Consider the following 23,791-nt stretch of genomic DNA (forward strand, 5'->3'; position numbering starts at 1 on the left):
CACCTTCATCCGCCCGTCATGAAATCATGGTCAAGAGCGCGCATGAAGCGCGCGACCTCAGTTGATTCGGCTCAGCCGCCTCACTTCGACCTCGTGCCTGCCCGGGTACGCTGGAGCGAAGCGAGGGCAGCCGCGTGGATGCCGTTCCGCCATCGCATCAAGGCAACCGACGATCCGAGCAAAGGACCGCCATGCGCATCCTGATGGTCACCGACGCGTGGCGCCCACAAGTCAACGGCGTCGTCCACACGCTGGAGCGGCTCACCGAAACGCTGAAATCCTTCGACGTTGCGGTCGACTTCCTGACTCCGAACATTTTTCGCACCTTGCCCTTGCCGACCTACCCCGACATCAGGCTGGCGCTGACCACGCCCGGCCATGTCGCGCGGCTGATCGAGGCACGCAAGGCCGACCACATCCACATCGTCACCGAGGGACCGCTCGGCATCATGGCGCGGCGCTATTGCCGCAACGCCGGCCGTCCCTTCACCACCAGCTATCACACCCGCTTTCCCGAATATCTCAGCGCCCGCCTGCCGGTGCCGGAGAGCTGGGCCTACCGCTGGCTGCGCGATTTCCACAATTCCGGACAAGGGACGCTGGTTGCCACACAGTCGCTGGCCGACGATCTCGCCGCGCGCGGCTTCAACAAGCTCAGGCCGTGGACGCGCGGCGTCGACACCGACCATTTCCGCCCGGACAAGAAAAAGGACCTTGGCTTTCCCGGCCCGGTGTTCCTGTGCGTCGGCCGTGTCGCCATTGAAAAGAACCTGAGCGCCTTCCTCGATCTCGATCTCCCCGGCAGCAAGGTCATCGTCGGCGAAGGACCGGAGCTGGCCAGGCTCAAGGCAAAATACCCGCAGGCGCATTTCCTCGGCCACCGTCCGAACGATGAACTGGCCGAAATCTACGCCTCGGCCGACGTCTTCGTCTTCCCCAGCCGCACCGACACGTTCGGCAACGTCATCATCGAGGCGCTGGCCAGCGGCACGCCGGTCGCCGCCTATCCGGTCACCGGGCCGATCGACATTGTCGGCGACGGCATCGGCGGGGCGGTGTCGACCGATCTGCGCGAGGCCGCGCTCGCCGCGCTAAACGTCGACCGCGCCGAGGCGCGCGAACGCGCCATGCGTTACAGCTGGAAAGCCTGCGCCGAAATGTTCATGGACACGGTCGAAGAGGCGCTTGGCACTACGCGCAAGCTTGCCGCCTAGGGGCAGTCAGAACAAGCGCCCGCCATCCGGCACCTTGCGCTCGATTGCGCCCAGCACCACGGCGCCCTCTTCGTCGGGAAAGCCGAGCGTCAGCACTTCGGACATGAACGGACCGATCTGGCGCGGCGGGAAATTCACCACCGCAAACACCTGCCGGCCGATCAGCGTTCCCGGCGCATAATATTTGGTGATCTGCGCCGAGGATTTCTTCACGCCGATATCGGGGCCGAAATCGATCTTCAGCTTGAACGCGGGCTTGCGCGCTTCAGGGAAAGGCTCAGCCTCGACAATGGTGCCGGCACGGATGTCGACACGATCGAAATCGGCAAAGCTGATCTCGGGCTTGCGCGCGCTGCTCGAACTCATCTTCTTTTCTTAGCGACGATCAGGCGTTGCCATAGGTCTCGAACAGGACGCCGGCCAGCGCATCCTTGGCCGAGGTTCCCGACCAGACGACGAACTGGAAGGCCTGAAAATAGCATTCGCAGGCTTCCAGCGCCGACGACAAAAGCACCTCGACCTGCTGGCTCGACGGCTCGACCCCGCCGGCGAGCAGCAGCGACTGGCGAAACATGATCGCGCCCTCCTGCTCCCACAGGTCGAAATGGCCAAACAGCATCTGCTCGTTGATCAGCGACAACAGCCGCATCACTTCCAACGCACGGGCTTCCGGCACCTTGATGTCGAACGCGCAGGCCAGATGCAGCGCCTCGAAATCCTCCATCCACGAGAAAGAGACGTGATAGTCGGTCCAGCTGCCGGCGACCGAGATCGAGATTTCGTCATCGCCGGCCCGCTCAAAGGACCAGTCATTGTTATGGGCCACCTGCTCGATGACATCCACCGGGTGGATTTCGCGGGAGAATTCGAGTTCGAGAAGTTCCATGGAATGCTTCCTGTGTTCAGGGGAGCGCCACACGCTCCGCGGGGCACACACGACGAACAATCTTGTCTAGAACTCGGACGGCCAGGACTTCACGACACAAAGACCCCGGACCGGACCCCACCGCCCGGCCGCATGACCCTGCTCCGAATCATGCAACAAATTCAGTCTATTGATCGGGAGTCGCGTGAACAGCCTAATTTTTCGCACTGCGTCATCCGCATGTGGAAAGGCGCTGTCACAAAGATTCATGCATCGCCGGTAAACGATTCACGGCAAAGCACTTTTTCGGATTGCGCTTTGTGGAAAAGTTTAAAGATTATTTTTTTGCTTTGGGCTTTGCCGCCGCCGCTGGTGCGGTCTGTCCGGTCAATTCGGCAAGCCTGGCCTCGAGCGCATCGATGCGCGCGGCCAGCCTGGTGTTTTCTTCGCGCGCCTTTGCGGCCATCTCGCGGGCAGCCTCGAACTCCTCGCGCTGCACCACGTCCATGGAGTTGAGGATGCGCTCGGCCTGCCCCTTGAAGGCAGTCTCCACCTCGCGGCGCACGCCTTGCGCAGCACCCGCGGCATCGGTCATCAGCTTGGCGAATTCATCGAGAATGCGGTTCGGTCCGGTCGACATGGCAAATCCTCGCTTGGTGGAATTGAGGTAATGGCGCCGTGTGCGGAATGCAAGAACGTTGCGATGGCTGCGGCTTCATGTCGGATTCGATTTGCCCTACGGTCCGGGCCGATAAATTGCTATTATCGCAAAGTGAACTCTTCGAAGGACGATAGCCGGGATGGTCAGTGTGGACTTGGGGAAGCGCCTTGCAGCACTTGATGCAGCCCTTGCCAAAGGCATTTCGGATGCCGATGCAGGCTGGGCTAAGCTCGGCGACGAGGTGCTGGACAGGCTTGAAGCCAAATACAAGGCAATGGCAGAGGCTGATCATCACGGACCGGTCGCCTAAACATGATTTTTCCTCGCGACCTGCATCAAGCACTGGTCGCGCTCACTCAGGGTCACCCCATGGCAACGCCTCCGCGCCGACCGACAAATCCGATGGAAGCCGCTGAAGCTGCCTTCAAGCCAATCAAAAAACCGGCGCCACCAATTCGCGAACCTTCGGCCGCACCAAACGTCAGGGAGCTCGTTTCGATCAGGATCGATCGCGCCGTGCTGGATCATTTCCAGGAAGATGGTCCCGGCTGGCAGGACAGGATCAACGACGCGCTCAGGCAATTGGTCGCCGGCAAGCCGCAGGGTTGAGCTCTCCATCTGCGACGTCAAGGCAACCACCACCTTGCCTTGACCCTGCCAAAACCCTGCCGCATGGTCCGCGCCCGAACGCGAGCCCTTCCGGGAGATCCTGTTGAACGACTATGTCCTGCTGCCGATGGCGTCGCTGCCTTTCCCCAACATTGACCCGATCCTGGTCCAGATCGGCCCGCTGGCGGTGCACTGGTACGGCATTGGCTACATCGTCGGCATCCTCTTCGCCTGGTGGTACGCCAAGCGGCTGGTCACCGACACCAGGCTGTGGCCGGACGGTGTCTTGCCGATGAAACCCATCGATCTCGATGATTTCATCGTCTGGGCCGCCGTCGGCGTCGTGCTTGGCGGGCGCACCGGCTACGTGCTGTTCTACGATCTCAGGCGCTATATCGACCATCCGCTCGACATCTTCGCCATCTGGCAGGGCGGCATGTCGTTCCATGGCGGTTTGCTCGGCGTCATCCTCGCCATGACGCTGTTTTCCATCAAGCGCGGCATCCGCACATGGTCGCTGTTCGATGTCGTCGCGGCCGGCGTGCCGGTCGGTCTCGGTCTCGTCCGCATTGCCAACTTCGTCAATGCGGAACTGTGGGGTCGCGTGACGGATGTGTCGTGGGGCGTCGTCTTTTGCAACGAGCGCCTCCAGCAGACGGTGGCGGGCTGCGTCGCTGGCCTTGAACCGCGCCATCCGAGCCAGCTCTACGAGGCCTTGCTTGAGGGCCTGGTGCTGTTCCTGGTCCTGCGCTTCCTCACCCATTCGCGGCTGAAGCTGAAGACACCGCGCTTCGTCGGCGGCGCCTTCATCTGCGGCTACGGGCTGTCGCGCATCTTCGTCGAGTTCTTCCGCGAGCCCGACCAGCAACTCGGCTATCTCTTCGGCGGTTGGCTCACCATGGGCATGGTGCTGTCTCTGCCGATGGTGCTCGCCGGCATCTGGGCGATGGCCACCGCCAGGCCGGTGCCGCAGCCACAGCCGGCATGAGACGGCTGAAAACCCGCGTCGTCGACCTGATCGGTGCGCTAGGCCCCCTTCCCGTCAACGAGTACATGGCGCTCTGCCTGTTCGATCCCAGCGATGGCTACTACACGACGCGCGAGCCGTTCGGCGCCGAGGGCGACTTCGTCACCGCGCCGGAGATCAGCCAGATGTTCGGCGAACTCGTCGCCGTCTGGCTGTATCAGGCCTGGTCGACGATCGGCCGGCCGCTGCCGGTCACTATCGCCGAAATCGGCCCCGGCCGCGGCACGCTGATGAAGGACATACTGCGTACCCTGGCGCGGCTCGATCCGGCGCTCACCAAGGGCGCATCGTTCGCTCTGATCGAGACCAGCCCGCGCCTGACCGAAATCCAAAAGCAGACGCTTGCCGGGGATTCAGCAGAGGTCGGCTGGCACGAAACCATGGCCACGCTGCCGCAGGCGCCGCTGCTGATCGTCGGCAACGAATTGTTCGACGCGGTGCCGATCCGCCAATTCATTCGCGCCGGCGCCGGATGGCGCGAACGGATGATCGGCCTCGATGTGTCAGATGAATTGAGCTTCTTCGCCGGTGCCGGCTCGGTCGACGCGACGCTGCTGCCGGACAATGCCGCCGAGGCGCCGGAAGGCTCTATTTTCGAAGTAGCACCGGCCCGCGCGGCGCTGATGGCGGCCATTGCCGAACGCATAGCCGGCCACGGCGGCGCCGGGCTATTTCCTGACTACGGCCATCTCCAGCCCGGTTTCGGCGACACATTGCAGGCCGTGCGCAAGCACGCTCCCGAAAACGTGCTGGCCAATCCCGGCGAAGCCGATCTCACCGCCCATGTCGACTTCGCAGCGCTGGCCGCCGTCGTGCGCGCGCATGGCCTCGATGTGGAATTGACCACGCAGGGCGACTTCCTGCTCTCCATGGGCTTGCTCGAACGGGCCGGCCTGCTGGGTAGCCAGGCAAGCGAGGAGGCAAAACAAACCATTACCGACGCCGTCGAGCGCCTGGCCGGCCCCGACGCCATGGGTACGCTGTTCAAGGTCCTGAAAATCCTGCCGCATCAGCCAGGCTGACAAGAGCAATTCCAGGAAAAGTGTGAGCGGTTTTTCGTCCGGAATTGCGTCAACAAAAAGAGATAGAGCGGTTCGCCGTTTCCGTGAAGCGGTGAAACGCTCTAGAGGTCGTTTATAAGCCGCTCCGCCACACCGCCAAGATAGGTCTCCCAGACATGGTCGCACATCAGCCGGCGATAGTGCCGCGTGCTGATCAGGCCGCGATACGAAGCGCCGCCGACATGAAAGAAGCTGTTGTCCAGCATGCGATGGTCGACCTCGATGCCGCCGAGCTTCAGGCTGATCGTGGTCTTCCCAGCATTGACGATATTGCTGTCGTCCAGCCTGTCGCGCAGCATCGGCCAGTTGCCGCCGCCAGTATCGAGCCCGGTGTCGAAGCGCGGCGTGAAATCGAGCTCAAGGTCCTCGACGACCGAAAAGCGAAAGAAGCAAAGCCCCGCCCAGAAATACCATCCCTGATGGCCTCGCTTGGCGGGATATTTGGTGCCGTAAGCGTCCTTGCCCGCCATATGCGCGGCTATATCGAGGGCAACCACCGGAAAGCAGTCATGGTCGAGAAAGCCGAACAGGTCGGGCCGCAGCGGGCGCACGATGTTATGGAAGACCCAGTTCATCGAAATGCCATGCGACCGGTTCGGGTTCCATTCCGGATTTCGCGGCAGGCCGAAATAGGCAATGCCGCGCTGCCGGCAGATGGCCTCGATCGCCTGCCGCGCCGCGGGCCTGGACGAATTGTCGATGACCACCAGCGTCATCCCGCTCGAATAGGTCAGCCACGCCTTGGTCAGCGCATCGATGACCCAGGGCGTATTGTAGGCGACGGAGAAGCAAAAATGCCGCGCGCCGGTTCGCCGCAACTCTTCGGCAAATTCCGCCCCCGACGCTGCATTGCGTGAGCGGAAATAGCCTTTCACCAGCGCGTTGCGAAAATCCTTCGCCTTGCGCACCTGGCGATTTCGGTGGATCTGTCGGATCAGGCTTTTGACTGGATTCCAGCCCATGCACTTTCGCCCGCCCCGGAAATTGTCTGGCCATTGCCTATAGTCGAATGCCCGCTTTTCGCCAACTCGGAGCCAATGCGGCATGGCTGCCGCATTGGCTTGGCCGAACTTCGCCTTGACGAAAGCGCTGGCGCGGACAACAAACCCATCCATGCTGAATCAGACCAAACCGGATCCTGTTCGCTCGCCGCTGCTGGAAGCGGCGAAGCCGCGAGGCATCCGCCATGGCTACTTCACCCGTATCGGCGGTGTCTCCAGCGGCATCTACCAGGGGCTCAACATCGGCACCGGCTCGGATGACGACCAGACGCTGGTCGCCGAGAACCGCCGCCGCGTCGCTGCCTGGATGGGCGTGCCGGCCAGCCATCTCTTGACTGCGCATCAGGTTCACTCGCCCGACGTCGTCATCGTGAACGAACCCTTCCCCGGTCCACGGCCCAAGGCCGACGCCGTCGTCACCGACCGGCCGGGCATCGCCATCGGTGCCTCGACAGCCGATTGCGGCCCGGTACTATTCGCGGACGCCGAAGCGCGCATCATCGGTGCGGCGCATGCCGGCTGGAAGGGCGCTTTCACGGGCGTGCTTGAAAACACCATTGCGGCGATGGAAAGCCTCGGCGCCCGCCGAGAGCGCATCGTTGCTGTTCTCGGGCCTTCCATCGGCCCTGAAAACTACGAAGTCGGTCCGGAATTCGTCGCCCGTTTTGTCGAAGCTGATGCCGAAAACATCAGCTATTTCATCCCTTCGGCCAATCCGGGGCATGCGATGTTCGACCTCAACCTCTACACGATCGACCGGCTGAAGAAGGCCGGCGTGACCGCCGAGGGGCTTGGCCGCTGTACCTATGCCGAGGAGGATCTCTTCTATTCCTACCGGCGCACGACGCATCGCAAGGAACCGGACTACGGTCGGCAGGTTTCGGCAATTGTTTTGGAGAATGAATAATGGCGCTGCATTTCGAACGCTCGGAGTTTGACGCCCGGCGTGACCGGCTGATGATCGAGATGACCGAGAAGAAGCTCGACGCAGTGCTGCTCTTCGCCCAGGAGAGCATGTACTGGCTGACCGGCTACGACACGTTCGGCTTCTGCTTCTTCCAGTGCCTGGTGGTGAAGGCCGATGGCTCGATGGTGCTGCTCACCCGCTCAGCCGATTTGCGCCAGGCGCGCCACACCTCGATCATCGACAAGATCGTCCTGTGGACCGACCGCGACGGCGCCAACCCGGCGATCGACCTGCGCAACCTGCTCAACGACCTCAATCTGCTCGGCGCCCGCATCGGCGTCGAATACGACACCCACGGCCTGACCGCCTTCAATGGCCGCCGCGTCGACGAGCAGTTGCAGACCTTTGGCCAGATCGCCGACGCCTCCGGCATTGTCGGCCGGCTGCGCCTGTTCAAGAGCCCGGCCGAAATCGCCAAGGCCGAAAAAGCCGCCAACCTGTCGGACGACGCGCTCGACGCGGCCCTGCCGCTGATCAAGCAGGGCTGCGATGAGGCGCTGATCCTTGCCGCCATGCAGGGCGCGGTCTTTGCCGGCGGCGGCGACTATCCGGCCAATGAATTCATCATCGGCTCGGGCGTCGACGCACTGCTCTGCCGTTACAAGGCGGGGCGCCGCAAGCTGACCAAGAACGACCAGTTGACCCTCGAATGGGCCGGTGTCTTCCACCACTATCACGCGCCGATGATGCGCACGGTGCTGACCGGCAAGGTCTCGAAGCGCCATCAGGAGCTGTTCGACGCCGCCCGCGCCGCCCTGCTGGCGGTCGAGAAGGCGATGACGCCGGGCAACACCTTCGGCGACGTCTTCGACGCCCATGCCCGCACGCTGGAAGCGCACAATCTGACCAAGCACCGGCTCAACGCCTGCGGCTACTCGGTCGGCGCCCGCTTCACCCCCTCCTGGATGGACATGCCGATGTTCTACCAGGGCAATCCCGAGCCGATCGCGCCCAACATGACGCTGTTCGCGCACATGATCATCATGGACTCCGAAACAGAGACGGCAATGACGCTTGGCCGCACCTACCTGACCACCGAATCCCAGCCGAAGCCGCTTTCACGCCATGATCTCGACTTGATCGTACAGTGAATCCATAATGGCTGGTCCACGCGGGCGCGTTCACGGCTAAGGAGTTTCGGGCAGATGAGACGATCGCGTGTGACGACCGTGTCATTGCTCGCGGCGCTTGTGCTGGCCGGTTGCACCAACGCCAAGGACGTCCTCGAACCGTCCGCCATCACGCCGCCGGCAGCCTCTGCCCAACCGGCCCAGCCTCCGTCGGCAACCCCAGGCACCGCGCCAGTTGGCACGCCCTCGCCGCCGGCCGTCGGCGCCACAACACCCGCCAATCCCGCACAGAGCGCCGCCGCCCTGTCGAAGACGCGGTTGCAGATCGCGCCGATCGTCGGGGCCTCGGTGGAAGCGGCAACGCCGCTGACAGCCGAACTCCAGACCCGCGCCAGGCAGCGCGGCATCACCCTTGCCGGCAGCACCGATCAGACAGCCACCCATGTGCTGAAGGGCTACTTCTCGACCATGACGGAAGGCAAGGACACCACCGTCATCTATGTCTGGGACGTCTATGACCCCGCCGGCAACCGGCTGCACCGCATCAACGGCCAGCAGAAGGCGGCCTCAGTCAGTGGCGCCGAGGGCTGGCCCGCCGTCGCCCCCGCCACCATGCAGGCAATCGCCGACCAGACGATCGACCAGTTCGCGGCCTGGCTCGGCAGCAGCGCCGGCTGATCCGCCTGTTACCGGTATTCGTCATGCGTTGACGTTTTTGAGATTAGCCGGCGGGAATCCGGTTGACGAGGCTTGCAATACCGGCGCGGCTCGCTAAAAGCCCGGTTAAGGGGCTTTCGAGAGTCTGTCGGGCCTCTCCATCCTTCGCCAGGAACGGTGCATGAAGCTTTTCGCGGGCAATTCCAACCGGGTGCTGGCCGAAGCGGTCGCCCGCTATCTCAACGTCCCGCTGGGGAAAGCTAGCGTCAGACGTTTCGCCGATCAGGAAATCTTCGTCGAAATCCAGGAAAACGTGCGCGGCGAGGATGTCTTCATCCTGCAGTCGACCTCATTCCCGACCAACGATCATCTGATGGAACTGCTCATCATGATCGACGCCTTCATGCGCTCCTCGGCCAAGCGCATCACCGCGGTCATCCCCTATTTCGGCTACGCCAGGCAGGATCGCCGGGCGTCGGGCCGTACCCCGATCTCGGCCAAGCTGGTCGCCAACATGATCACCCGCGCCGGTGTCGACCGCGTTTTGACGCTCGATCTCCATGCCGGCCAGATCCAGGGCTTTTTCGACATTCCGACCGACAACCTGTTCTCGGTGCCGGTGATGGCCCGCGACGTGAAGGCGAAATACAAGCAGCTTGCCAATGTCGTCGTCGTCTCGCCCGACATCGGTGGCGTGGTGCGCGCCCGTGCGCTGGCCAAGCGTTTCGACGCCCAACTGGCCATCGTCGACAAGCGCCGCGAACGCCCCGGTGAATCCGAAGTCATGAACATCATCGGCGCCGTTGCCGGCAAGGATTGCCTGTTGATCGACGATATCGTCGATTCCGGCGGTACGCTGTGCAACGCCGCCGACGCGCTGCTTGCCAACGGCGCCACCAGCGTCACTGCCTACATCACCCATGGCGTGCTGTCGGGCGGCGCGGTGGCCCGCATTGCCGGTTCGAAGCTGCAGGAGCTGGTTATCACCGATTCCATCCAGCCGACGCAGGGCGTGCTCGACGCCCCGAATATCCGCGTCATCTCCATCGCCGACCTGATGGGCGAGGCGATCTCGCGCACGGCGACCGAAGAGTCGGTGTCGAGCCTGTTCGACTAAGCGGACGCCCATATTAGCGGCCCGTAATCTGCGTGGTTGCGGGCACCGGACGTTTCTCCTGACGCGCTTGGCATGGCATACTGCCCCTCCAAACAATGGAGGAGTAGCAGATGCGGCGTAGGACTTTGCTCGGGCTTGCGGTTTCCATCGCGGCCGCCTTTTCGGCGCCGGCGGCTTGGGCCGCCGATTTTCCGGACCGGACCATCACAATGGTTGTCCCCTTTTCCGCCGGCGGCTCCACGGATCTGGTCGCCCGCCTCGTCGCCAACAAGATGTCCGAGAAGCTGGGGCAGCAGATTGTCGTCGAGAATGTCGGCGGCGCCGGCGGCAGCATTGGCGCTGCCCAGGTCGCCCGGGCCGAACCGGACGGCTACACAATCCTCATGGGCACGGTTGCGACACACGCGCTCAACCCTTTGATTCTCAAGACAAAGCCTTACGATGCGGAGAAGGATTTTGCGCCGATATCGCTGCTTGTCCTGGTGCCGAACGTCCTGGTCGTGAACCCTGCATTCCCCGCCAAGGACGTCAAGGAACTGATCGAGATGCTGAAGAAGGATCCGGACAAATACGCCTACGCCTCCTCGGGCAATGGCACCCCGCTGCATCTCTCCGGCGAGCTTTTCAAGACCATGGCCGGCGTCAGCATGCAGCACATTCCCTACAAGGGCGCCGGACCGGCCTTGAACGACGTCATCGGCAATCAGGTGCCGATGATGTTCGACAACCTTCCGTCCTCGTCAGGGCATATCAAGAGCGGAACACTGAGAGCGCTCGGCGTTACCACCAAGGAGCGCGTCCCCTCCTTCCCTGACATACCGGCCATTGCCGAGACCATCCCCGGCTATGAAACCTACAGCTGGAACGCTCTGTTCGCACCTACGGGCACGCCAACGGAAGTGATCGCCGTTCTTCAGAAAGCGGCAATTGAATCCCTGAAAGATCCGGACGTGGTTGCCCGCATGGCCCAGTTCAGCGCCTCGATCGTGGCCTCCACCCCGGAAGAGCTTGGCGCGCATGTGAAAGCCGAGCTCGCCAAATGGGAGCCGATCGTCAAGGCCAGCGGCGTCCAGATGGACTAGCGGCGTCCGCTCCGGTGCTCCTTAGGGGTGCCGGAGCCTCAAGCCGAGGCGGGGCTCGCCGCATGGCTTCGCCATTGTCGCGCGCGCCGCGCATATAGCCGCGCGGCGAGGCGCCGAGCATGCGCTTGAACATGGTGATGAAGGCCGGCACGCTGTCATAGCCGAGATCGAGCGCCACCCTGGTGATCGGCTCGCCGTCAGCGAGCCTGGGCAGTGCTGCAAACAAGCAAGCCTGCTGGCGCCATGTCGACAGTGACAGGCCGGTCTGGCGGTGGAAGGCGCGCGTGAAAGAGCGCCGGCTCATCCCGGCGGCATCGGCCCACTCGTCGATCGTGGCATGGGGCGACGGTGCCGCAACAAAGCGCCGGCACAGTGCCGCCAGCCTTGGATCGGACGGGAACGGCAGCCCGAGCGGCCGTTCCGGCAAGATCGGGATTTCATGCAACAGCAGGTTCATGATCAGCCCGCCGCGTCCTTCCAGTTCGCCGCCTTGAGGCAGCTTTTCCGATTCGACGATCAGGCTGTGCATCAGTTCGGTGACGCCGACGACGCGCAAACCTTCCGGTAGGCCGGGGATCGCGCCCGGCATGACATAGACCGAGCGCATCGAAACATCGCCCAGCATTTCGACGGAATGCTCGGTGCCGGCCGGTATCCACATTGCGTGATCGGGCGGCACCATCCAGCGCCCGTACCGGGTCGTCACCAGCACGACACCGACCAGCGCATGCAGCAACTGGCTGCGGCTGTGGCGGTGTTGCGGCACATGATAACCGTCGGGATATTCGGTCGGCAAAGCCACCGCCGGCCCGGAAACCTCCTCCAGCCACTGCCAACGGCTTTCGTGCAATCGGCCGAGATCGGCATTGCCGGCGCGGAAGATGTCCCTGCCATGTGGCATTGGCTATGGCCCACTTGCGAAACTATTGGACCAAACCACGAAAGAAGTCGCCTCGCAAGCAGCTTATAAGGCAACCGTCCCCCAAGGCGCTTCAGACGAGCGTCCTAAGGCGGTCCGCAGGAGCGGCCGCCAAGCCTGCCTGCGGGCAAACACCCGCCAAAAAGACCTCGGAGCCTGCCTTGACCGATACGACAGCCACCAGCATTGCGCCAACCCCGAGCGCCAGCCTCCCTTCAGTCCAGGCAACCGCCTTCACCGTCATCCTGGCGGTGAGCTTTTGCCACGGCATCAACGACATCATGCAGTCGTTGCTGCCGGCGATCTATCCGCTGCTGAAAGAGAATTACGGTCTCGATTTCTGGCAAATCGGTCTTTTGACCTTCACCTTCCAGGTCACGGCGTCGCTGTTGCAGCCGGTCATCGGCATGATCACCGACAAGCGGCCAATGCCCTATTCGCTGCCCTATGGCATGGCGTCCTCGTTGATCGGCCTGATCGTGCTCGCCTATGCCGGCCACTACGCGCTGCTGCTGGTCGGCGCCTCGCTGATCGGCATCGGCTCGGCGATCTTCCATCCGGAATCCTCGCGCATTGCCCGTTTCGCCTCGGGCGGCCGCTTTGGCCTGGCGCAATCGCTGTTCCAGGTCGGCGGCAATTTCGGCCAGTCGATGGGGCCGCTGCTCGCTGCCTTCATCGTCGTGCCCTTCGGCCAGACCAGCATCTCCTGGTTCGCCGTCGGTTCGCTGATCGGCATCATCGTTCTGTCGCGTGTCGGCGGCTGGTACAGCCGGATGCGCGCCGCGCAGGGCAGCCGCAAGGCGGCAAGCTTCGTCTCGCCCTTCCCGCGTAAAAAGGTCATGGGAGCGCTGGCGGTGCTGACGCTGCTGGTGCTGACCAAGAACGCCTACATCGCCTCGCTCTCCAGCTACTACACCTTCTATTCCATCCATAAGTTCGGTGTTTCGGTGCAGATGAGCCAGATCATGCTGTTCCTGTTCCTCGGCGCCTCGGCGCTGGGCATCCTGCTTGGCGGTCCGTTCGGCGATCGTTATGGCCAGAAGGCGATGATCTGGTTCTCGATCGTCGGCGTGCTGCCCTTCACGCTGGCGCTGCCCTACGCCAATTTCGAATGGACGATGGTGCTGACGGTGCTGATCGGCCTGATCCTGTCCTCGGCCTTCTCCAACATAGTCGTCTTCGCGCAGGAACTGGTGCCGGGGCGTGTCGGCACGATCGCCGGCATCTTCTTCGGCTTCGCCTTCGGTATGGGCGGCATCGCGGCCGCCGTGCTCGGCGTCGTTGCCGACATGAAGGGCATCGATTTCGTCTTCCAGGTCTGCTCGTATCTGCCGCTGCTCGGCCTGCTGACGGTGTTCCTGCCCAACATGAAGGAAGCCAGGAAGGCGCAGGCGATAGCCAGCTAAGACACCGATCTCCAGGACTCGACATAAGGGCGTGGCAGCTGCCACGCCCTTATTGATTCTTTCCCATGCGCTAGGTGAAAAGCCTGTTAGTGTTCGAAACGTGTGCGCGGGGCGACGCTGCCACAGATCCTCAACGTCTCTGGAGAATGATATGCGCAAGATCGTGTTGGCCGTGTTGGGCGTGCTTCTTGTTACCGTGCAGGCTACGGCACGCATCGTTCCTTTTCCGCCAGGTTTCAAGACGCAGTCCGTCGAAACCAACGGCACCAAACTCCATGTGCGCGTCGGCGGAAAGGGTCCCGCTGTCGTGCTGCTGCACGGCTTCGCCGATACCGGAGACATGTGGGGCGCGGCGGCGGCGGCGCTTGCGAAGGACCACACCGTCATCGTGCCGGACCTGCGCGGCATGGGTCGGTCTTCCCACCCGGAAGCCGGCTACACCAAGAAGAACCAGGCCGTTGATATCGCCGGGGTGATGGACGCGCTTAAGATCGACAAGGCAGATCTGGTCACCCACGACATCGGCAACATGGTCGGCTATGCGCTTGCTGCGCAATATCCCAAGCGCATCACCAAATGGGTCATCATCGATGCACCGCTGCCCGGCATCGGCGACTGGGAAAAAATCAAGCAAAGCCCGCTGCTTTGGCACTTCAACTTCCGCGGCCCGGATATGGAGCGGCTGGTCGCGGGGCGCGAGCGCATCTATCTCGATCGCTTCTACAACGAGCTGTCGGCCGACCCGAAGAAGATCGACGAGGCAACGCGAAAGCACTACGCCAAACTCTATGCCCGCCCGCATGCGATGCATGACGCTTTCGAGCAGTTCAAGGCCTTTGACCAGGATGCGATCGACAACCAGGCGATGCTTGCAGCCGGCGGCAAACTGACCATGCCGGTCCTGGCTGTTGGCGGCGAAAAATCCGCCGGCACCACGCAGGCCGATATCCTGCGGCTGGTTGCGACCGATGTCACGGGCGGCATCGTGCCGGACTCCGGTCACTGGATCATGGAGGAAAACCCCGACGCCACCGTCAAGCTGATCACGGGTTTTCTTGCCAAATAGGCCACGCGGACATTTCGATGAAAGCACAAGGCACCCGCCTGACGGCGGGTGCCTTGCCTGTTCCAAGTCGACAGTATCAGGCCTTGATGAAGGCCAGGAGGTCCGCGTTGATGACGTCGGCATGGGTCGTCGCCATGCCATGCGGAAAGCCCTTGTAGACCTTGAGCTCGCCCTTCTTGAGCAGCTTGACCGACAGCAGCGCGGAGTCGGCGATGGGAACGATCTGGTCGTCGTCGCCATGCATGACCAGCACCGGCACGTCGATGGCCTTCAGATCGTCGGTGAAGTCGGTTTCCGAGAACGCCTTGATGCAATCATAATGCGCCTTGGTGCCGCCCATCATGCCCTGGCGCCACCAATTTTCGACCACAGCCTGCGAGACTTGGGCGCCGGGACGGTTGAAGCCGTAGAACGGGCCGGCCGCAACATCGTGGAAGAACTGGGCGCGGTTGGCGGCCTGTGCGGAGCGGAAACCGTCGAAGACCTCGATCGGCAGGCCGCCGGGATTGGCCGGCGTCTTCAGCATGATCGGCGGCACAGCGCCAATCAGGACAGCCTTGGCCACACGGCCGCCTGAGCCGTACTTCGCGACATAGCGCGCCACTTCGCCGCCACCGGTGGAATGGCCGACATGGATGGCGCCCTTGAGGTCGAGATGCGCCGCAAGTTCGGCGACATCGGCGGCATAAGTGTCCATCTCGTTGCCCGTATCGGTCTGCGTCGAGCGGCCATGGCCGCGCCGATCATGGGCAATGACGCGGTAACCCTTCGACAGGAAGAACAGCATCTGGGCGTCCCAGTCGTCGCTGCTCAGCGGCCAGCCGTGATGGAAAACGATGGGCTGGCCGTTCCCCCAATCCTTGTAGAAAATCTCGGTACCGTCCTTCGTGGTGATCGTGCTGCTGCCGGGTTTGGTCATCTCAATCTCCGTTTATTACGTTTCGCGATAATCAATATCGCGATAAAGATATGAGTATCGCAGACTGAAACCCTTGTCTACAGAAAATATGTATCGCGATATCATTTTTCGTGGTACATATCTGAAGTGCTCAGTCGGCAAAGGAATGTGTCGTGCCTCTCCCGTTGGACAACCAGATCTGTTTTACCCTCTACGCCACCAGCATGGCGATCAACCGAACCTACAAGCCGATGCTGGACGAGATGGGCATCACCTATCCACAATACCTCGTGCTCAACGCGCTTGCCGAGGCCGACGGCATGTCGGTCGGCTCGATTGCGCACAGGCTTGCCCTGGAATCGAGCACGATCACGCCGCTGGTCAAGCGCATGGAGCAGGCAGGTCTCGTCACCCGCCAGCGTAGCCACACCGATGAGCGCCAGGTGCAGGTCGACCTGACCCCAGCCGGCCGCACCCTGCTCGTCCAGTGCAATTGCCTCAACGAGACCCTGATCGAGCGCTCGGGCATGACGCTGGCAGAGCTGGATGCCCTGAACCGGCAAATTCAGGCCCTGCGCGACACGTTGAGCGGCGACCGCTAGGCCGGCCTGAAAATCGCTACAGCCCCAGAGCTGCCTTGAAAGTGGACAGCTCCGTATCGGTGATAGGGACCACGTGCTGCTGTTCGGGATAGGCGCCCGTCTGCACGTCGGAGATGAACTCGCGATAGGCGGCGACACGCTCGCGCTGCAGCCGTTCATACTCGGCGGCGAAGTTGCGGTAGGTCTTGGCGTGGCGCGGTCTGTGGCCGGTGGTGTGGCCGAGCACGTCCTCGCTGAAAAGATACTGCGCGTCGGCATGTGGCCCGGCGCCCATGCCAAGCATGATCATCGGCGTATTCCTGGTGATCAGCTCGCCAATCCGGTCGGGCACCACCTCCAGCTCCGCGCCAAAGCAGCCAATGACCTCCAGGCGCTTGACATGATCCCACACCGCACGCGCGCTCTCGGCGGTCCTGCCGACGGCCTTGAAGCCGCCAGTCCAGGTGCATTGCGACGGGATCAGACCGACATGGGCGACAACCGGTACAGCGTTGTCGCAGAGCGCCTTCTGGATATCGAGCGAGGCGGCACAGTAGAAGCAGTCGCCACCGATGCGCATGAAGTGGTAGGCGGTTTTGAGATAATCCTCTGCGGTGACCAGATCGCCGGCGGGGCCGTAGGGCAGCCCGACCTGCACGAAACAGCGGCCGGCCGCCTCGCGCATCGCTGGTGAGAAGAAGCGGCCCTCGATCGACAGTATGTCGACGCCGGCCGCATCCGCTGTCCCCGCCTCTTCGAGCGTCGTGACGTAAAGCATGGTGATTTTTTGTCCGCGGCTCTTCATGGCGCGGATGTCGGCGACGGTGGGGCGACTACTCTTGGTGACCATTCTCGTTCCTCAGATGGTGAAAGCTTCGCGGAAGGCCTGCAGGGCTGCCTCGGGATCACCGGAGGCAAACGCCTCCATGCCCACGGGTCCGCGATAGCCCATGTCCTTCAGCGCACGGGCGATGCCGCGGTAGTTGATCTCGCCGGTGCCGGGCTCCATGCGTCCCGGGACATCGGCGACCTGGACCTCGCCGATCCATGGCAGGCAGGCGCGGCAGAGCTCGATCAGATTCCCTTCGCCGATCTGCGCATGGTAGAGGTCGAGATTGAGGCGCAATCCCGGCCGGTTCACGCTCGACACCAGCGCCAGCGTGTCTTCCGCGCGCCCAAACGGCACGCCGGGATGGTCGACCGGAAGGTTCAAATTCTCCAGTGTGAAGGTCACGCCCTCGGCCTCGGCGAGGTCCGCAACGCGGTTCAGCGTGTCGCGCGCCTTGAGCCACATCGCGCCGGTGACGGCCTCGCAAGGTGTGACCGGCAGGCCGCCCTCGCCCAGTCCCGTGCCGTGCAGATTGAGCCGTGCGACGCCGAGGCGCTTGCCGACCGCCGCCGTCTCCTTTGCCGTCTTCAACAGTTCGGCGGCGCCCTCGTCATCGGCCAGCCGGCCGCGCAGATAGCCGTTCATGATCGAGAAGGTGGCGCCGGATTTCTCCAGCATTGCGAGGTCGTGCTCAGGCCAGTTCCACAGGCCGATCTGGAAGCCCATTTCGGTGAGGCGCTTGACGCGGAATTCCATCGGCCGGTCGCGCCAAAGCATTTCGGCGCAAGCCGCAAGCGTAAAACTGTCGGACATGTCAGACCTCGATATACACGCGGCCGTCCTCGACCTTCGTGTTGTAGGTTTTAAGGTTCACGCAGACCGGCGCGCGCACCGCTTCGCCGGTCCGGTAATCGAACACGCCGTTGTGCTTCGGGCACTCGATCCTGTATTCCATAACCAGCCCGTCGCAGAGATGCACCTTCTCATGCGTGCACAGCCCGTCGGTGCAGAAGAATGCATCGTCCTGACTACGGAAGATGGCGAAGGTCCGGCCTTCGTGATCGAAGCGGATGACATCCTCTTCCTCGATATCGTCCGTCGCACACGCATCAATCCACTTTGCCATTGCCGGTTCCTGCAAGCTTGTCTCTGGTTGGTTGAAAAGGCGGCCGGCGGAATTCCGCCGGCCGCACAGGAAGATGCCCGGGAGGAGGAGATGGGCGTCTTCACTGTGTTGCGCTGAAGCTCTCGATCTCGGCTTCAAGCTCTGCCATCTGCTCGCCGCCGGCCATCAGATCGGTGATCGCTTCGCGGCTTTTCTCGCCCTTGCGGAAATCGGCGGCCTTGGAGCCCCTGATCAGCACGGCGAAGTGGTCGCCGACAGTCAACGCATGGACGACATTGTGGGTGATGAAGATGACCGCGATGCCCTTGCGGCGTGCCTGCAGCACGATGCGCAGCACGTGCGCCGCCTCCTTGACGCCAAGGGCCGCGGTCGGCTCGTCGAGGATCAGCACGCTGGCGCCGAAATGCACGGCGCGCGCGATGGCCAGCGCCTGGCGTTCACCCCCGGACAGCCCACCGACCAGGCGGTCGCCGTCGTCGATGCGGGTAATGCCAAGCTGCCGCATCTCGGTGACGGCGATCTCGTTGGCCCGCTTGCGGTCATAGATGGTGAGCGGCCCCCAGCGCCGTGTCGGCTCGGCGCCGACGAAGAAGGAGCGGCCGATGCTCATCAGCGCGAACGTCCCGCCAAACTGGTGGACGGTGGCGATGCCATGATCGCTGGCATCGCGCGGGCTGGCGAATTCGACCGCCTTGCCGTCCATTTCCATTGTCCCCGATGTCGGCTTGTGGACGCCGGAGAGGATCTTGATCAGCGTGGATTTGCCGGCGCCATTGTCGCCGAGCAGGCACAGCACCTCGCCTGCGTTAACCTCCAGCGAAATGTCGTGGAGGACGTCGATCGGACCGAACGACTTGTTGATTGCGGTCAACTTGAGCAAGGGCGTTGTCATCAGCGGACCCTCTGTCTGGTGCGCGGCGCGTAGGTCAGCGCCATGGTGCGGAAGGTGTTGTTCATCAGCACGGCGGCGAGCAGCAGGACACCGATGATCAGGCTTGCCCAGTTGGCGTCGAAACCGGTGTAGAAAATGCCCTGGTTGACGATTGAGAAGGTCAGCGTGCCGAGCACGATGCCGACCACCGAACCGTAGCCGCCGGTCAGCAGCACGCCGCCGATGACCACCGCGATGATCGAGTTGAAGATGAAAGACTGCCCCGCCGCCACCTGGGCGCTGTTGTAGAGGATCGCCTGCGACATGCCGACGAAGGCTGCGCACAGGCCGCTGCTCATGAACAGCGCGATGGTCACCCGGTCCGTCGGGATGCCGGCATTGCGGGCGCTGACAGCGTCGCCGCCCATGGCCAGAATCCAGTTGCCGAAGCGCGAGAAATTCAGGATGAACCCGACGATCAGGATGATGGCGATCCACCAGAACAAGGTGACCTGGAACTTGCCGCCGAGATAGTCGCCGAACAAAAGCTTGGCGGTCGGCCCGCTCTTCAGCGCCACACTCGTGCTGCCGGACAGGATGACCGAGAGGCCGAGCGTCAGGCCGGCCAGCGCGAACAGCGTTGCGAGCGTGACGACGAAGGACGGCACCTTGGTGCGGATCACCAGGACCCCGTTGATGAAGCCGACGGCCAGCCCGAGGGCGAGCGCTGCGAGGATGCCGACGATGATAGGCAACCCGTAATGGCCCGATAGGATGGCAATGGTCATCGAGCTCGCCGGGATCATCGACCCGATGGAGAGATCGAGATGTCCGGCAATCATCAGCAGTCCCACCGGGAGGGCGATGATGCCGAGTTCCGAGGCGACGTTGAGCCAGCTGGCGGAGCCGCCGGCTGACAGGAAATTGGCGCCGCCGAAGATGGAGAAGAAGACCAGAACGGCGATCATGCCGATCAGCGAGCCGACCTCTGGGCGCCGCACGAGGCTGCCGATCGAGGGCATCGAAGAGTGCGGGGGCGCTGTCGCTGCCATTGCGGGTTGGTGATGGGCTTGGGATGTCATCGACGCGGTCCCTGGCGTTGTGGCTTGAAATATGGCTCCCCCTTCTCCCCTTGTGGGAGAAGGTGTCGCCGCAGGCGACGGATGAGGGGTGTTCCAGCTTGGCAAGGACGGCGATCCGTCACGCACCCCTCAACCGTCTCGGCGCTGCGCGCCGATCCACCTTCTCCCACAAGGGGAGAAGGCAAGGCGGAGCGTTACCGGGCGCCGGCCGCCGCGCCACCCATCGTCGCGGCGACATTGGCTGCGTCGACGATCCCCGGCCCTGTCAGCACCGGTTTCGTCGGCAGGTCCAGCCCATAATTGACGAAGCCGTTCAGCAGCGACACAGCGAGATAGCCTTGCAAATAGGGCTGCTGGTCGACAGCGAACAATTGTGTGCCGTCCTTGATGCGCTGCAGACCGGTTTCATCCATGTCGAACGACGCAAGCTTGACCTTGTCGCCGACACTGGCCTGGCTGATGGCGTTGGCCGCGCTGTTGGCGTCGCCGGCGCTGATGGTGATGACACCGTCGAGCGTATTGTCTTTCAACACGGCGGCCTTGATCGCTTCGGCGACCGCGGTCGGGTTGCCGAAGCTGGATGAAGGCAGCGGCAGCTGGCTCGATTTGCCGCCGCTCTTGCCGATGGCGTCGGCGATGCCCTTGCAGCGGTCTTCGGTGTTGGTGGAGCCCGGCAAGGTGTTGACGCACAGCACGTTCTTGGCGCCGTGGTTGCCGAAATAGGCGCCACCGCCCAGACCGGCCGTGTATTCTTCATTGCCGACATAGTTCATGGCGCCGAGCCGCTTGGCTGCATCCATGCCACCGGAATTGTAGATGATGAGCGGCACGCCCGCGGCGACGACTTCCTTGAAGGCGTCATCCATGGCCTCGGGCACCCAGTCGGGACCGACGATCGCACTCGGCTTCTGGCTGAGCGCGGTGCGGATAAGCTTGGCCGCGTCCGGGCCGAGATTGTCGTAATTCTGCGGACCGAGCCAGGTGACCGAGCCGCCGGTCAGTTCGGCAACCTTGCCGGCGTCGTCGGCGCCCTTCTTGACCTTCGACCAGAACGGGTCGTCCGCCTTGCCGCCGATGACGAAGATCTTCGCCCCGTCGGCCATCGCCGCTGTGGCTGATGTCGCCAGCACGGCAGCCGTCATCATCGCCGTCAAGAGTTTCATTGTACGCTTCATGTCGTCTCCTCCCAGTTGCCGTCGTTCGACGGGTTTAGAAAAACAGTGAATTAGTCTGCCGGCGCGCACCCTCTCCCGTTGCGCGTGGCATCACGTGATCAATGGTTCGCCGCGGTCTTGGCGTTCATGCGTTCCTTCTTTTTCTGGAAGCGGGCGTCCATCATGGCGTCGCCCTCCCTGGTGCCGTCGTGCCAGGTGCCAAACCAGCGATCGAGCGGGATCAGCCCGTCGCCGCCGTAGTTCACCTCGAAATATTTGTGATGCAGGTAGTGCGCGTAGGCATGGCTATCGACGGCCGTGTCCTCGGTCACTTCCAGCTTGTCGAAGCCGAGATGACCGTTGACGGCGCCGAAGCCGGCAACATGCAGCTGGAACAGCGCGACGATCGGATTGGATGGGATGACGAGGTGCCAGAAGGCGACCGCGTGATAGAGGAAGCCTTCCACCGGATGCATGGACAGCGACGACCACGGCGAGGGGTTGATCGAATTGTGATGGACCGAATGGATCCACCGATACAGCGGTCCCCAGTGGATCAGGCGGTGGATGAAGAAGAAGTGCACCTCGTGGATGGCCGGCGCAATCAGCGCCAGTGCGGCGAGGTAGACTGGATGATCCGACCAGCTGACCCACGGTGCGTAGCCATTGGCAAAGCACCACAGGAAAATGACTTCGACCACGGTCCACAACGGGATGGTGATGAAGAACGAGCGCAGGAAGTTGTCGAGGTTCTGGCTCTGGAACCAGAACACATCCGATGGCGCATCGCCTGGAAATTTGTGGTTGTATTTGAACCGCGTCGCCTGGGCGCGCTTGATGTAATAGCGCAACTCGAAGATGCCGTAGAAGATCAGGATCGCCACGGCGTTGACGGCATAGAGCCACAGGGCCCAGCCCCAACTGATCGTCTTCATCGTCTCGACGCCCGGAACGACATAGAACCAGTAGATCAGCGCCGTGGCCATATGGAACGCATTCCACGGCCAGATATAGCCGGGCAGCCATGCCAGGATTTTCGGCAGCCTAGGTGGCCAGTTCCACAACGGCGCGCCCTCGATGCGCCCGTTCGGCTTCCAGTCGCCGCGCTTGTCGCGCGCGCCGTATTTGAGATCGTCCATGCCAATCCTCCACCCGCAATGCCGCACCCGCAACGCCTGACATGGCCGCACACGCACGCTGCCTGACACCGCCGGGGGCGGTGGGCGAAAACCCGTCTGCGCTGTGCTGCTGCTATCCCTGGGCCGGCGGTGCGTCCGCCTTGCTTGCTTTTGCTGACATAAACATCTTGATCCAAAATGAATCAAGAATAGAATGTTTATTCCAAATTGATTGTGTCATTCATATCAATTGTGCACGGCAGATGATATCTTCGTATCAATTACTACGGGCTGATGAGACAAAATGGATCAGAACAAGCGGCCGACGATCAGGGATGTTGCCGCCGAGGCCAAGGTCTCGGTGGCCACCGTCAATCGGGTGCTGAGCGGCGCCGGCGCCGTCCGCCAGGGTACGCGCGAGCGCGTCAGGCTGGCGGCCGAGCAGATCGGCTTCTATGGCATGGGCGCGCTGCGCAGCCGCATTGCGGCCGCCCGACCGCGCTACCGCTTCGGCTTTCTGCTGCACCAACCCGGCCGCGCCTTCTACCGCAACGTCGCCGAGGCGCTGCGCGCGGTGGCGCCGACCATGCCTGACTGCGAAATAGAGCTGCGCACCGAGTTTCTCGACGATCTGTCACCGCAGCACGTCGCCGCCCGCCTGCTGGCGCTCGGCGCCGAGTGCGACGCCGTCGGCGTTGTCGCCGCGGTGCATCCTCTCGTCACCCAGGCGGTCGATGCGTTGCAGGCCCGCAAGGTGCCGGTCTTCGCGCTGATCTCACAGATCTCGGCGACAGGCCATGCCAACTATATCGGCCTCGACAACTGGAAGGTCGGGCGCACCGCCGCCTGGGTGTTCGAGCATGTCTGCAAGGCGCCCGGCAAGCTCGGCATCCTCGTCGGCAATCATCGCTATCGCTGCCAGGAGATGAACGAAAGCGGTTTCCGCTCCTATTTCCGCGAGCACGCGCCTGATTTCACGCTGCTGGAGCCGCTGCTGACCTTCGAATCCAGCGCGATCGCGCAGGAGATGACCGAAAAGCTGCTCAGCGAAAATCCGGATCTGTCCGGCCTTTATGTCGCCGGCGGTGGCATCACCGGGGCTATCGCTGCGCTCCGCTCCACCGGTCGCGCCGGCAGTATCGTCGTCGTAGGCTACGAACTGATGGACTCGACCCGCCCGGCGCTGCTCGACGGCACGCTGACCTTCGTCATCTCGCACCCGCTCGCCCGCATCGCGCAGGAAGCACTGGCCGGCATGGTCCGCGCCGTCTCGGCGCCGAACGAAAGCGGCAACGTCACCACCATCCTGCCTTTCGAGATCTACACCCGAGAGAACATGTAGGCGGTGGATATCTGCGGCGAACTCGCAACGTCGTTGGAATGGCCTACCTGGTGCTAACAGCAGCTTTG

At 62.8% G+C, this 23,791-nt stretch carries 27 protein-coding genes; 14 read left to right on the forward strand and 13 right to left on the reverse strand.

Annotation, left to right across the window (positions count from 1 at the left end; all coding sequences use genetic code 11):
* Window positions 1–191 precede the first annotated feature (191 nt).
* Window positions 192–1,214 (forward strand): glycosyltransferase family 4 protein, encoded by a 1,023-nt coding sequence (locus tag AC04SH_RS15300; protein ID WP_488575645.1) that lies wholly within the window; start codon window positions 192–194, stop codon window positions 1,212–1,214.
* 6 nt (window positions 1,215–1,220) lie between these two features.
* On the opposite strand, the gene AC04SH_RS15305 is transcribed toward AC04SH_RS15300, so the two are convergent.
* From AC04SH_RS15305 to AC04SH_RS15315, 3 genes are all read right to left on the reverse strand, one after another.
* Window positions 1,221–1,580 carry a tRNA-binding protein gene (locus AC04SH_RS15305; RefSeq protein ID WP_142869237.1) on the reverse strand — a complete coding sequence of 120 codons (360 nt, stop codon included), beginning with the start codon at window positions 1,578–1,580 and terminating at the stop codon, window positions 1,221–1,223.
* A 19-nt stretch (window positions 1,581–1,599) separates the two neighbouring features.
* Window positions 1,600–2,100 (reverse strand): type III secretion system chaperone family protein, encoded by a 501-nt coding sequence (locus tag AC04SH_RS15310; protein ID WP_006202532.1) that lies wholly within the window; start codon window positions 2,098–2,100, stop codon window positions 1,600–1,602.
* Between the two features lie 316 nt (window positions 2,101–2,416).
* The gene (locus AC04SH_RS15315; RefSeq protein ID WP_488575646.1) at window positions 2,417–2,719 is read right to left on the reverse strand and encodes an accessory factor UbiK family protein; all 303 of its coding nucleotides are present in this window, start codon (window positions 2,717–2,719) and stop codon (window positions 2,417–2,419) included.
* A gap of 160 nt (window positions 2,720–2,879) precedes the next feature.
* Here AC04SH_RS15315 and AC04SH_RS15320 point away from each other — a divergent pair, with 160 nt between their 5' ends.
* The 4 genes from AC04SH_RS15320 (at window position 2,880) to AC04SH_RS15335 (ending at window position 5,398) form a co-directional block, all read left to right on the forward strand.
* Window positions 2,880–3,050 (forward strand): hypothetical protein, encoded by a 171-nt coding sequence (locus AC04SH_RS15320; RefSeq protein WP_488575647.1) that lies wholly within the window; start codon window positions 2,880–2,882, stop codon window positions 3,048–3,050.
* Between the two features lie 59 nt (window positions 3,051–3,109).
* Window positions 3,110–3,349 carry a BrnA antitoxin family protein gene (locus tag AC04SH_RS15325; RefSeq protein WP_488575648.1) on the forward strand — a complete coding sequence of 80 codons (240 nt, stop codon included), beginning with the start codon at window positions 3,110–3,112 and terminating at the stop codon, window positions 3,347–3,349.
* 103 nt (window positions 3,350–3,452) lie between these two features.
* Window positions 3,453–4,337 carry a prolipoprotein diacylglyceryl transferase gene (lgt, locus tag AC04SH_RS15330; protein WP_488575649.1) on the forward strand — a complete coding sequence of 295 codons (885 nt, stop codon included), beginning with the start codon at window positions 3,453–3,455 and terminating at the stop codon, window positions 4,335–4,337.
* Entirely contained in the window at window positions 4,334–5,398 is a 1,065-nt protein-coding gene (locus tag AC04SH_RS15335) for a class I SAM-dependent methyltransferase (protein WP_488575650.1), read from the forward strand. The genes lgt and AC04SH_RS15335 overlap by 4 nt, the downstream gene beginning before the upstream one ends.
* Window positions 5,399–5,499: 101 nt before the next feature.
* On the opposite strand, the gene AC04SH_RS15340 is transcribed toward AC04SH_RS15335, so the two are convergent.
* Complete coding sequence (locus AC04SH_RS15340) at window positions 5,500–6,399, reverse strand: hypothetical protein (RefSeq protein ID WP_488575651.1); 900 nt, start codon at window positions 6,397–6,399, stop codon at window positions 5,500–5,502.
* A gap of 151 nt (window positions 6,400–6,550) precedes the next feature.
* On the opposite strand from AC04SH_RS15340, the gene pgeF reads away from it, so the two are divergent.
* The 5 genes from pgeF (at window position 6,551) to AC04SH_RS15365 (ending at window position 11,331) form a co-directional block, all read left to right on the forward strand.
* On the forward strand, window positions 6,551–7,345 hold the full coding sequence (gene pgeF / locus AC04SH_RS15345) for a peptidoglycan editing factor PgeF (RefSeq protein ID WP_488575652.1): 795 nt from the start codon (window positions 6,551–6,553) through the stop codon (window positions 7,343–7,345).
* On the forward strand, window positions 7,345–8,496 hold the full coding sequence (locus AC04SH_RS15350) for a M24 family metallopeptidase (protein WP_488575653.1): 1,152 nt from the start codon (window positions 7,345–7,347) through the stop codon (window positions 8,494–8,496). Before pgeF ends, AC04SH_RS15350 begins: the two co-directional genes overlap by 1 nt.
* Window positions 8,497–8,550: 54 nt before the next feature.
* The gene (locus AC04SH_RS15355) at window positions 8,551–9,153 is read left to right on the forward strand and encodes a hypothetical protein (protein WP_488575654.1); all 603 of its coding nucleotides are present in this window, start codon (window positions 8,551–8,553) and stop codon (window positions 9,151–9,153) included.
* Window positions 9,154–9,313: 160 nt separating this feature from the next.
* Window positions 9,314–10,249 (forward strand): ribose-phosphate pyrophosphokinase, encoded by a 936-nt coding sequence (locus tag AC04SH_RS15360; RefSeq protein ID WP_142869247.1) that lies wholly within the window; start codon window positions 9,314–9,316, stop codon window positions 10,247–10,249.
* Window positions 10,250–10,359: 110 nt separating this feature from the next.
* Window positions 10,360–11,331: a Bug family tripartite tricarboxylate transporter substrate binding protein gene (locus tag AC04SH_RS15365; protein WP_488575655.1), complete on the forward strand. Its 972-nt coding sequence runs from the start codon at window positions 10,360–10,362 to the stop codon at window positions 11,329–11,331.
* On the opposite strand, the gene AC04SH_RS15370 is transcribed toward AC04SH_RS15365, so the two are convergent.
* Window positions 11,303–12,232 (reverse strand): AraC family transcriptional regulator, encoded by a 930-nt coding sequence (locus tag AC04SH_RS15370; RefSeq protein WP_488575656.1) that lies wholly within the window; start codon window positions 12,230–12,232, stop codon window positions 11,303–11,305. The genes AC04SH_RS15365 and AC04SH_RS15370 overlap by 29 nt on opposite strands.
* A gap of 179 nt (window positions 12,233–12,411) precedes the next feature.
* Between AC04SH_RS15370 and AC04SH_RS15375 the strand changes: the two genes are divergently transcribed.
* Window positions 12,412–13,656: an MFS transporter gene (locus AC04SH_RS15375; RefSeq protein WP_488575657.1), complete on the forward strand. Its 1,245-nt coding sequence runs from the start codon at window positions 12,412–12,414 to the stop codon at window positions 13,654–13,656.
* A gap of 151 nt (window positions 13,657–13,807) precedes the next feature.
* A complete protein-coding gene (locus AC04SH_RS15380; protein ID WP_488575658.1) occupies window positions 13,808–14,722 on the forward strand; it encodes an alpha/beta fold hydrolase in 915 nt (304 codons plus the stop codon).
* A 76-nt stretch (window positions 14,723–14,798) separates the two neighbouring features.
* Here AC04SH_RS15380 and AC04SH_RS15385 read toward each other — a convergent pair whose 3' ends face one another.
* A complete protein-coding gene (locus AC04SH_RS15385; RefSeq protein WP_488575659.1) occupies window positions 14,799–15,641 on the reverse strand; it encodes an alpha/beta fold hydrolase in 843 nt (280 codons plus the stop codon).
* A gap of 152 nt (window positions 15,642–15,793) precedes the next feature.
* On the opposite strand from AC04SH_RS15385, the gene AC04SH_RS15390 reads away from it, so the two are divergent.
* Window positions 15,794–16,222, forward strand: coding sequence for a MarR family winged helix-turn-helix transcriptional regulator (locus AC04SH_RS15390; protein WP_488575660.1), 429 nt, complete (start codon window positions 15,794–15,796; stop codon window positions 16,220–16,222).
* Between the two features lie 16 nt (window positions 16,223–16,238).
* Here the strand turns inward: AC04SH_RS15390 and AC04SH_RS15395 are convergent, their stop codons facing one another.
* The 7 genes from AC04SH_RS15395 to AC04SH_RS15425 all read right to left on the reverse strand — a co-directional run bounded on the left by AC04SH_RS15395 (window position 16,239) and on the right by AC04SH_RS15425 (window position 22,402).
* Complete coding sequence (locus tag AC04SH_RS15395) at window positions 16,239–17,051, reverse strand: 3-methyl-2-oxobutanoate hydroxymethyltransferase (RefSeq protein WP_488575661.1); 813 nt, start codon at window positions 17,049–17,051, stop codon at window positions 16,239–16,241.
* A gap of 9 nt (window positions 17,052–17,060) precedes the next feature.
* Window positions 17,061–17,843, reverse strand: coding sequence for a TIM barrel protein (locus tag AC04SH_RS15400; protein ID WP_488575662.1), 783 nt, complete (start codon window positions 17,841–17,843; stop codon window positions 17,061–17,063).
* Window position 17,844: 1 nt separating this feature from the next.
* Window positions 17,845–18,156 (reverse strand): MocE family 2Fe-2S type ferredoxin, encoded by a 312-nt coding sequence (locus AC04SH_RS15405; protein ID WP_488575663.1) that lies wholly within the window; start codon window positions 18,154–18,156, stop codon window positions 17,845–17,847.
* A 100-nt stretch (window positions 18,157–18,256) separates the two neighbouring features.
* Window positions 18,257–19,048 carry an ATP-binding cassette domain-containing protein gene (locus AC04SH_RS15410; protein ID WP_203277173.1) on the reverse strand — a complete coding sequence of 264 codons (792 nt, stop codon included), beginning with the start codon at window positions 19,046–19,048 and terminating at the stop codon, window positions 18,257–18,259.
* The gene (locus AC04SH_RS15415) at window positions 19,048–20,049 is read right to left on the reverse strand and encodes an ABC transporter permease (protein WP_488575734.1); all 1,002 of its coding nucleotides are present in this window, start codon (window positions 20,047–20,049) and stop codon (window positions 19,048–19,050) included. Before AC04SH_RS15415 ends, AC04SH_RS15410 begins: the two co-directional genes overlap by 1 nt.
* Before the next feature lie 254 nt (window positions 20,050–20,303).
* Window positions 20,304–21,284: a sugar ABC transporter substrate-binding protein gene (locus tag AC04SH_RS15420; protein ID WP_488575664.1), complete on the reverse strand. Its 981-nt coding sequence runs from the start codon at window positions 21,282–21,284 to the stop codon at window positions 20,304–20,306.
* Between the two features lie 98 nt (window positions 21,285–21,382).
* The gene (locus tag AC04SH_RS15425; protein WP_488575665.1) at window positions 21,383–22,402 is read right to left on the reverse strand and encodes a sterol desaturase family protein; all 1,020 of its coding nucleotides are present in this window, start codon (window positions 22,400–22,402) and stop codon (window positions 21,383–21,385) included.
* Between the two features lie 283 nt (window positions 22,403–22,685).
* Between AC04SH_RS15425 and AC04SH_RS15430 the strand changes: the two genes are divergently transcribed.
* On the forward strand, window positions 22,686–23,723 hold the full coding sequence (locus tag AC04SH_RS15430) for a LacI family DNA-binding transcriptional regulator (protein WP_488575666.1): 1,038 nt from the start codon (window positions 22,686–22,688) through the stop codon (window positions 23,721–23,723).
* The last annotated feature ends 68 nt before the right edge of the window (window positions 23,724–23,791 follow it).

The sequence above is a fragment of the Mesorhizobium sp. CNPSo 4688 genome (genome assembly GCF_057784295.1).

Coding starts and splice junctions, on each gene's coding strand:
- AC04SH_RS15350 (WP_488575653.1), top strand. CDS start 7,345: ATGGCGCTGCATTTCGAACGCTCGGAGTTTGACGCCCGGCGTGACCGG.
- AC04SH_RS15420 (WP_488575664.1), bottom strand. CDS start 21,284: ATGAAGCGTACAATGAAACTCTTGACGGCGATGATGACGGCTGCCGTG.
- AC04SH_RS15355 (WP_488575654.1), top strand. CDS start 8,551: ATGAGACGATCGCGTGTGACGACCGTGTCATTGCTCGCGGCGCTTGTG.
- AC04SH_RS15360 (WP_142869247.1), top strand. CDS start 9,314: ATGAAGCTTTTCGCGGGCAATTCCAACCGGGTGCTGGCCGAAGCGGTC.
- AC04SH_RS15395 (WP_488575661.1), bottom strand. CDS start 17,051: ATGGTCACCAAGAGTAGTCGCCCCACCGTCGCCGACATCCGCGCCATG.
- AC04SH_RS15385 (WP_488575659.1), bottom strand. CDS start 15,641: ATGACCAAACCCGGCAGCAGCACGATCACCACGAAGGACGGTACCGAG.
- AC04SH_RS15315 (WP_488575646.1), bottom strand. CDS start 2,719: ATGTCGACCGGACCGAACCGCATTCTCGATGAATTCGCCAAGCTGATG.
- AC04SH_RS15370 (WP_488575656.1), bottom strand. CDS start 12,232: ATGCCACATGGCAGGGACATCTTCCGCGCCGGCAATGCCGATCTCGGC.
- AC04SH_RS15325 (WP_488575648.1), top strand. CDS start 3,110: ATGGCAACGCCTCCGCGCCGACCGACAAATCCGATGGAAGCCGCTGAA.
- pgeF (WP_488575652.1), top strand. CDS start 6,551: ATGCTGAATCAGACCAAACCGGATCCTGTTCGCTCGCCGCTGCTGGAA.
- AC04SH_RS15400 (WP_488575662.1), bottom strand. CDS start 17,843: ATGTCCGACAGTTTTACGCTTGCGGCTTGCGCCGAAATGCTTTGGCGC.
- AC04SH_RS15340 (WP_488575651.1), bottom strand. CDS start 6,399: ATGGGCTGGAATCCAGTCAAAAGCCTGATCCGACAGATCCACCGAAAT.
- AC04SH_RS15305 (WP_142869237.1), bottom strand. CDS start 1,580: ATGAGTTCGAGCAGCGCGCGCAAGCCCGAGATCAGCTTTGCCGATTTC.
- AC04SH_RS15425 (WP_488575665.1), bottom strand. CDS start 22,402: ATGGACGATCTCAAATACGGCGCGCGCGACAAGCGCGGCGACTGGAAG.
- AC04SH_RS15320 (WP_488575647.1), top strand. CDS start 2,880: ATGGTCAGTGTGGACTTGGGGAAGCGCCTTGCAGCACTTGATGCAGCC.
- AC04SH_RS15430 (WP_488575666.1), top strand. CDS start 22,686: ATGGATCAGAACAAGCGGCCGACGATCAGGGATGTTGCCGCCGAGGCC.
- AC04SH_RS15410 (WP_203277173.1), bottom strand. CDS start 19,048: ATGACAACGCCCTTGCTCAAGTTGACCGCAATCAACAAGTCGTTCGGT.
- AC04SH_RS15310 (WP_006202532.1), bottom strand. CDS start 2,100: ATGGAACTTCTCGAACTCGAATTCTCCCGCGAAATCCACCCGGTGGAT.
- AC04SH_RS15380 (WP_488575658.1), top strand. CDS start 13,808: ATGCGCAAGATCGTGTTGGCCGTGTTGGGCGTGCTTCTTGTTACCGTG.
- AC04SH_RS15300 (WP_488575645.1), top strand. CDS start 192: ATGCGCATCCTGATGGTCACCGACGCGTGGCGCCCACAAGTCAACGGC.
- AC04SH_RS15335 (WP_488575650.1), top strand. CDS start 4,334: ATGAGACGGCTGAAAACCCGCGTCGTCGACCTGATCGGTGCGCTAGGC.
- AC04SH_RS15365 (WP_488575655.1), top strand. CDS start 10,360: ATGCGGCGTAGGACTTTGCTCGGGCTTGCGGTTTCCATCGCGGCCGCC.
- AC04SH_RS15415 (WP_488575734.1), bottom strand. CDS start 20,049: ATGCCCTCGATCGGCAGCCTCGTGCGGCGCCCAGAGGTCGGCTCGCTG.
- AC04SH_RS15405 (WP_488575663.1), bottom strand. CDS start 18,156: ATGGCAAAGTGGATTGATGCGTGTGCGACGGACGATATCGAGGAAGAG.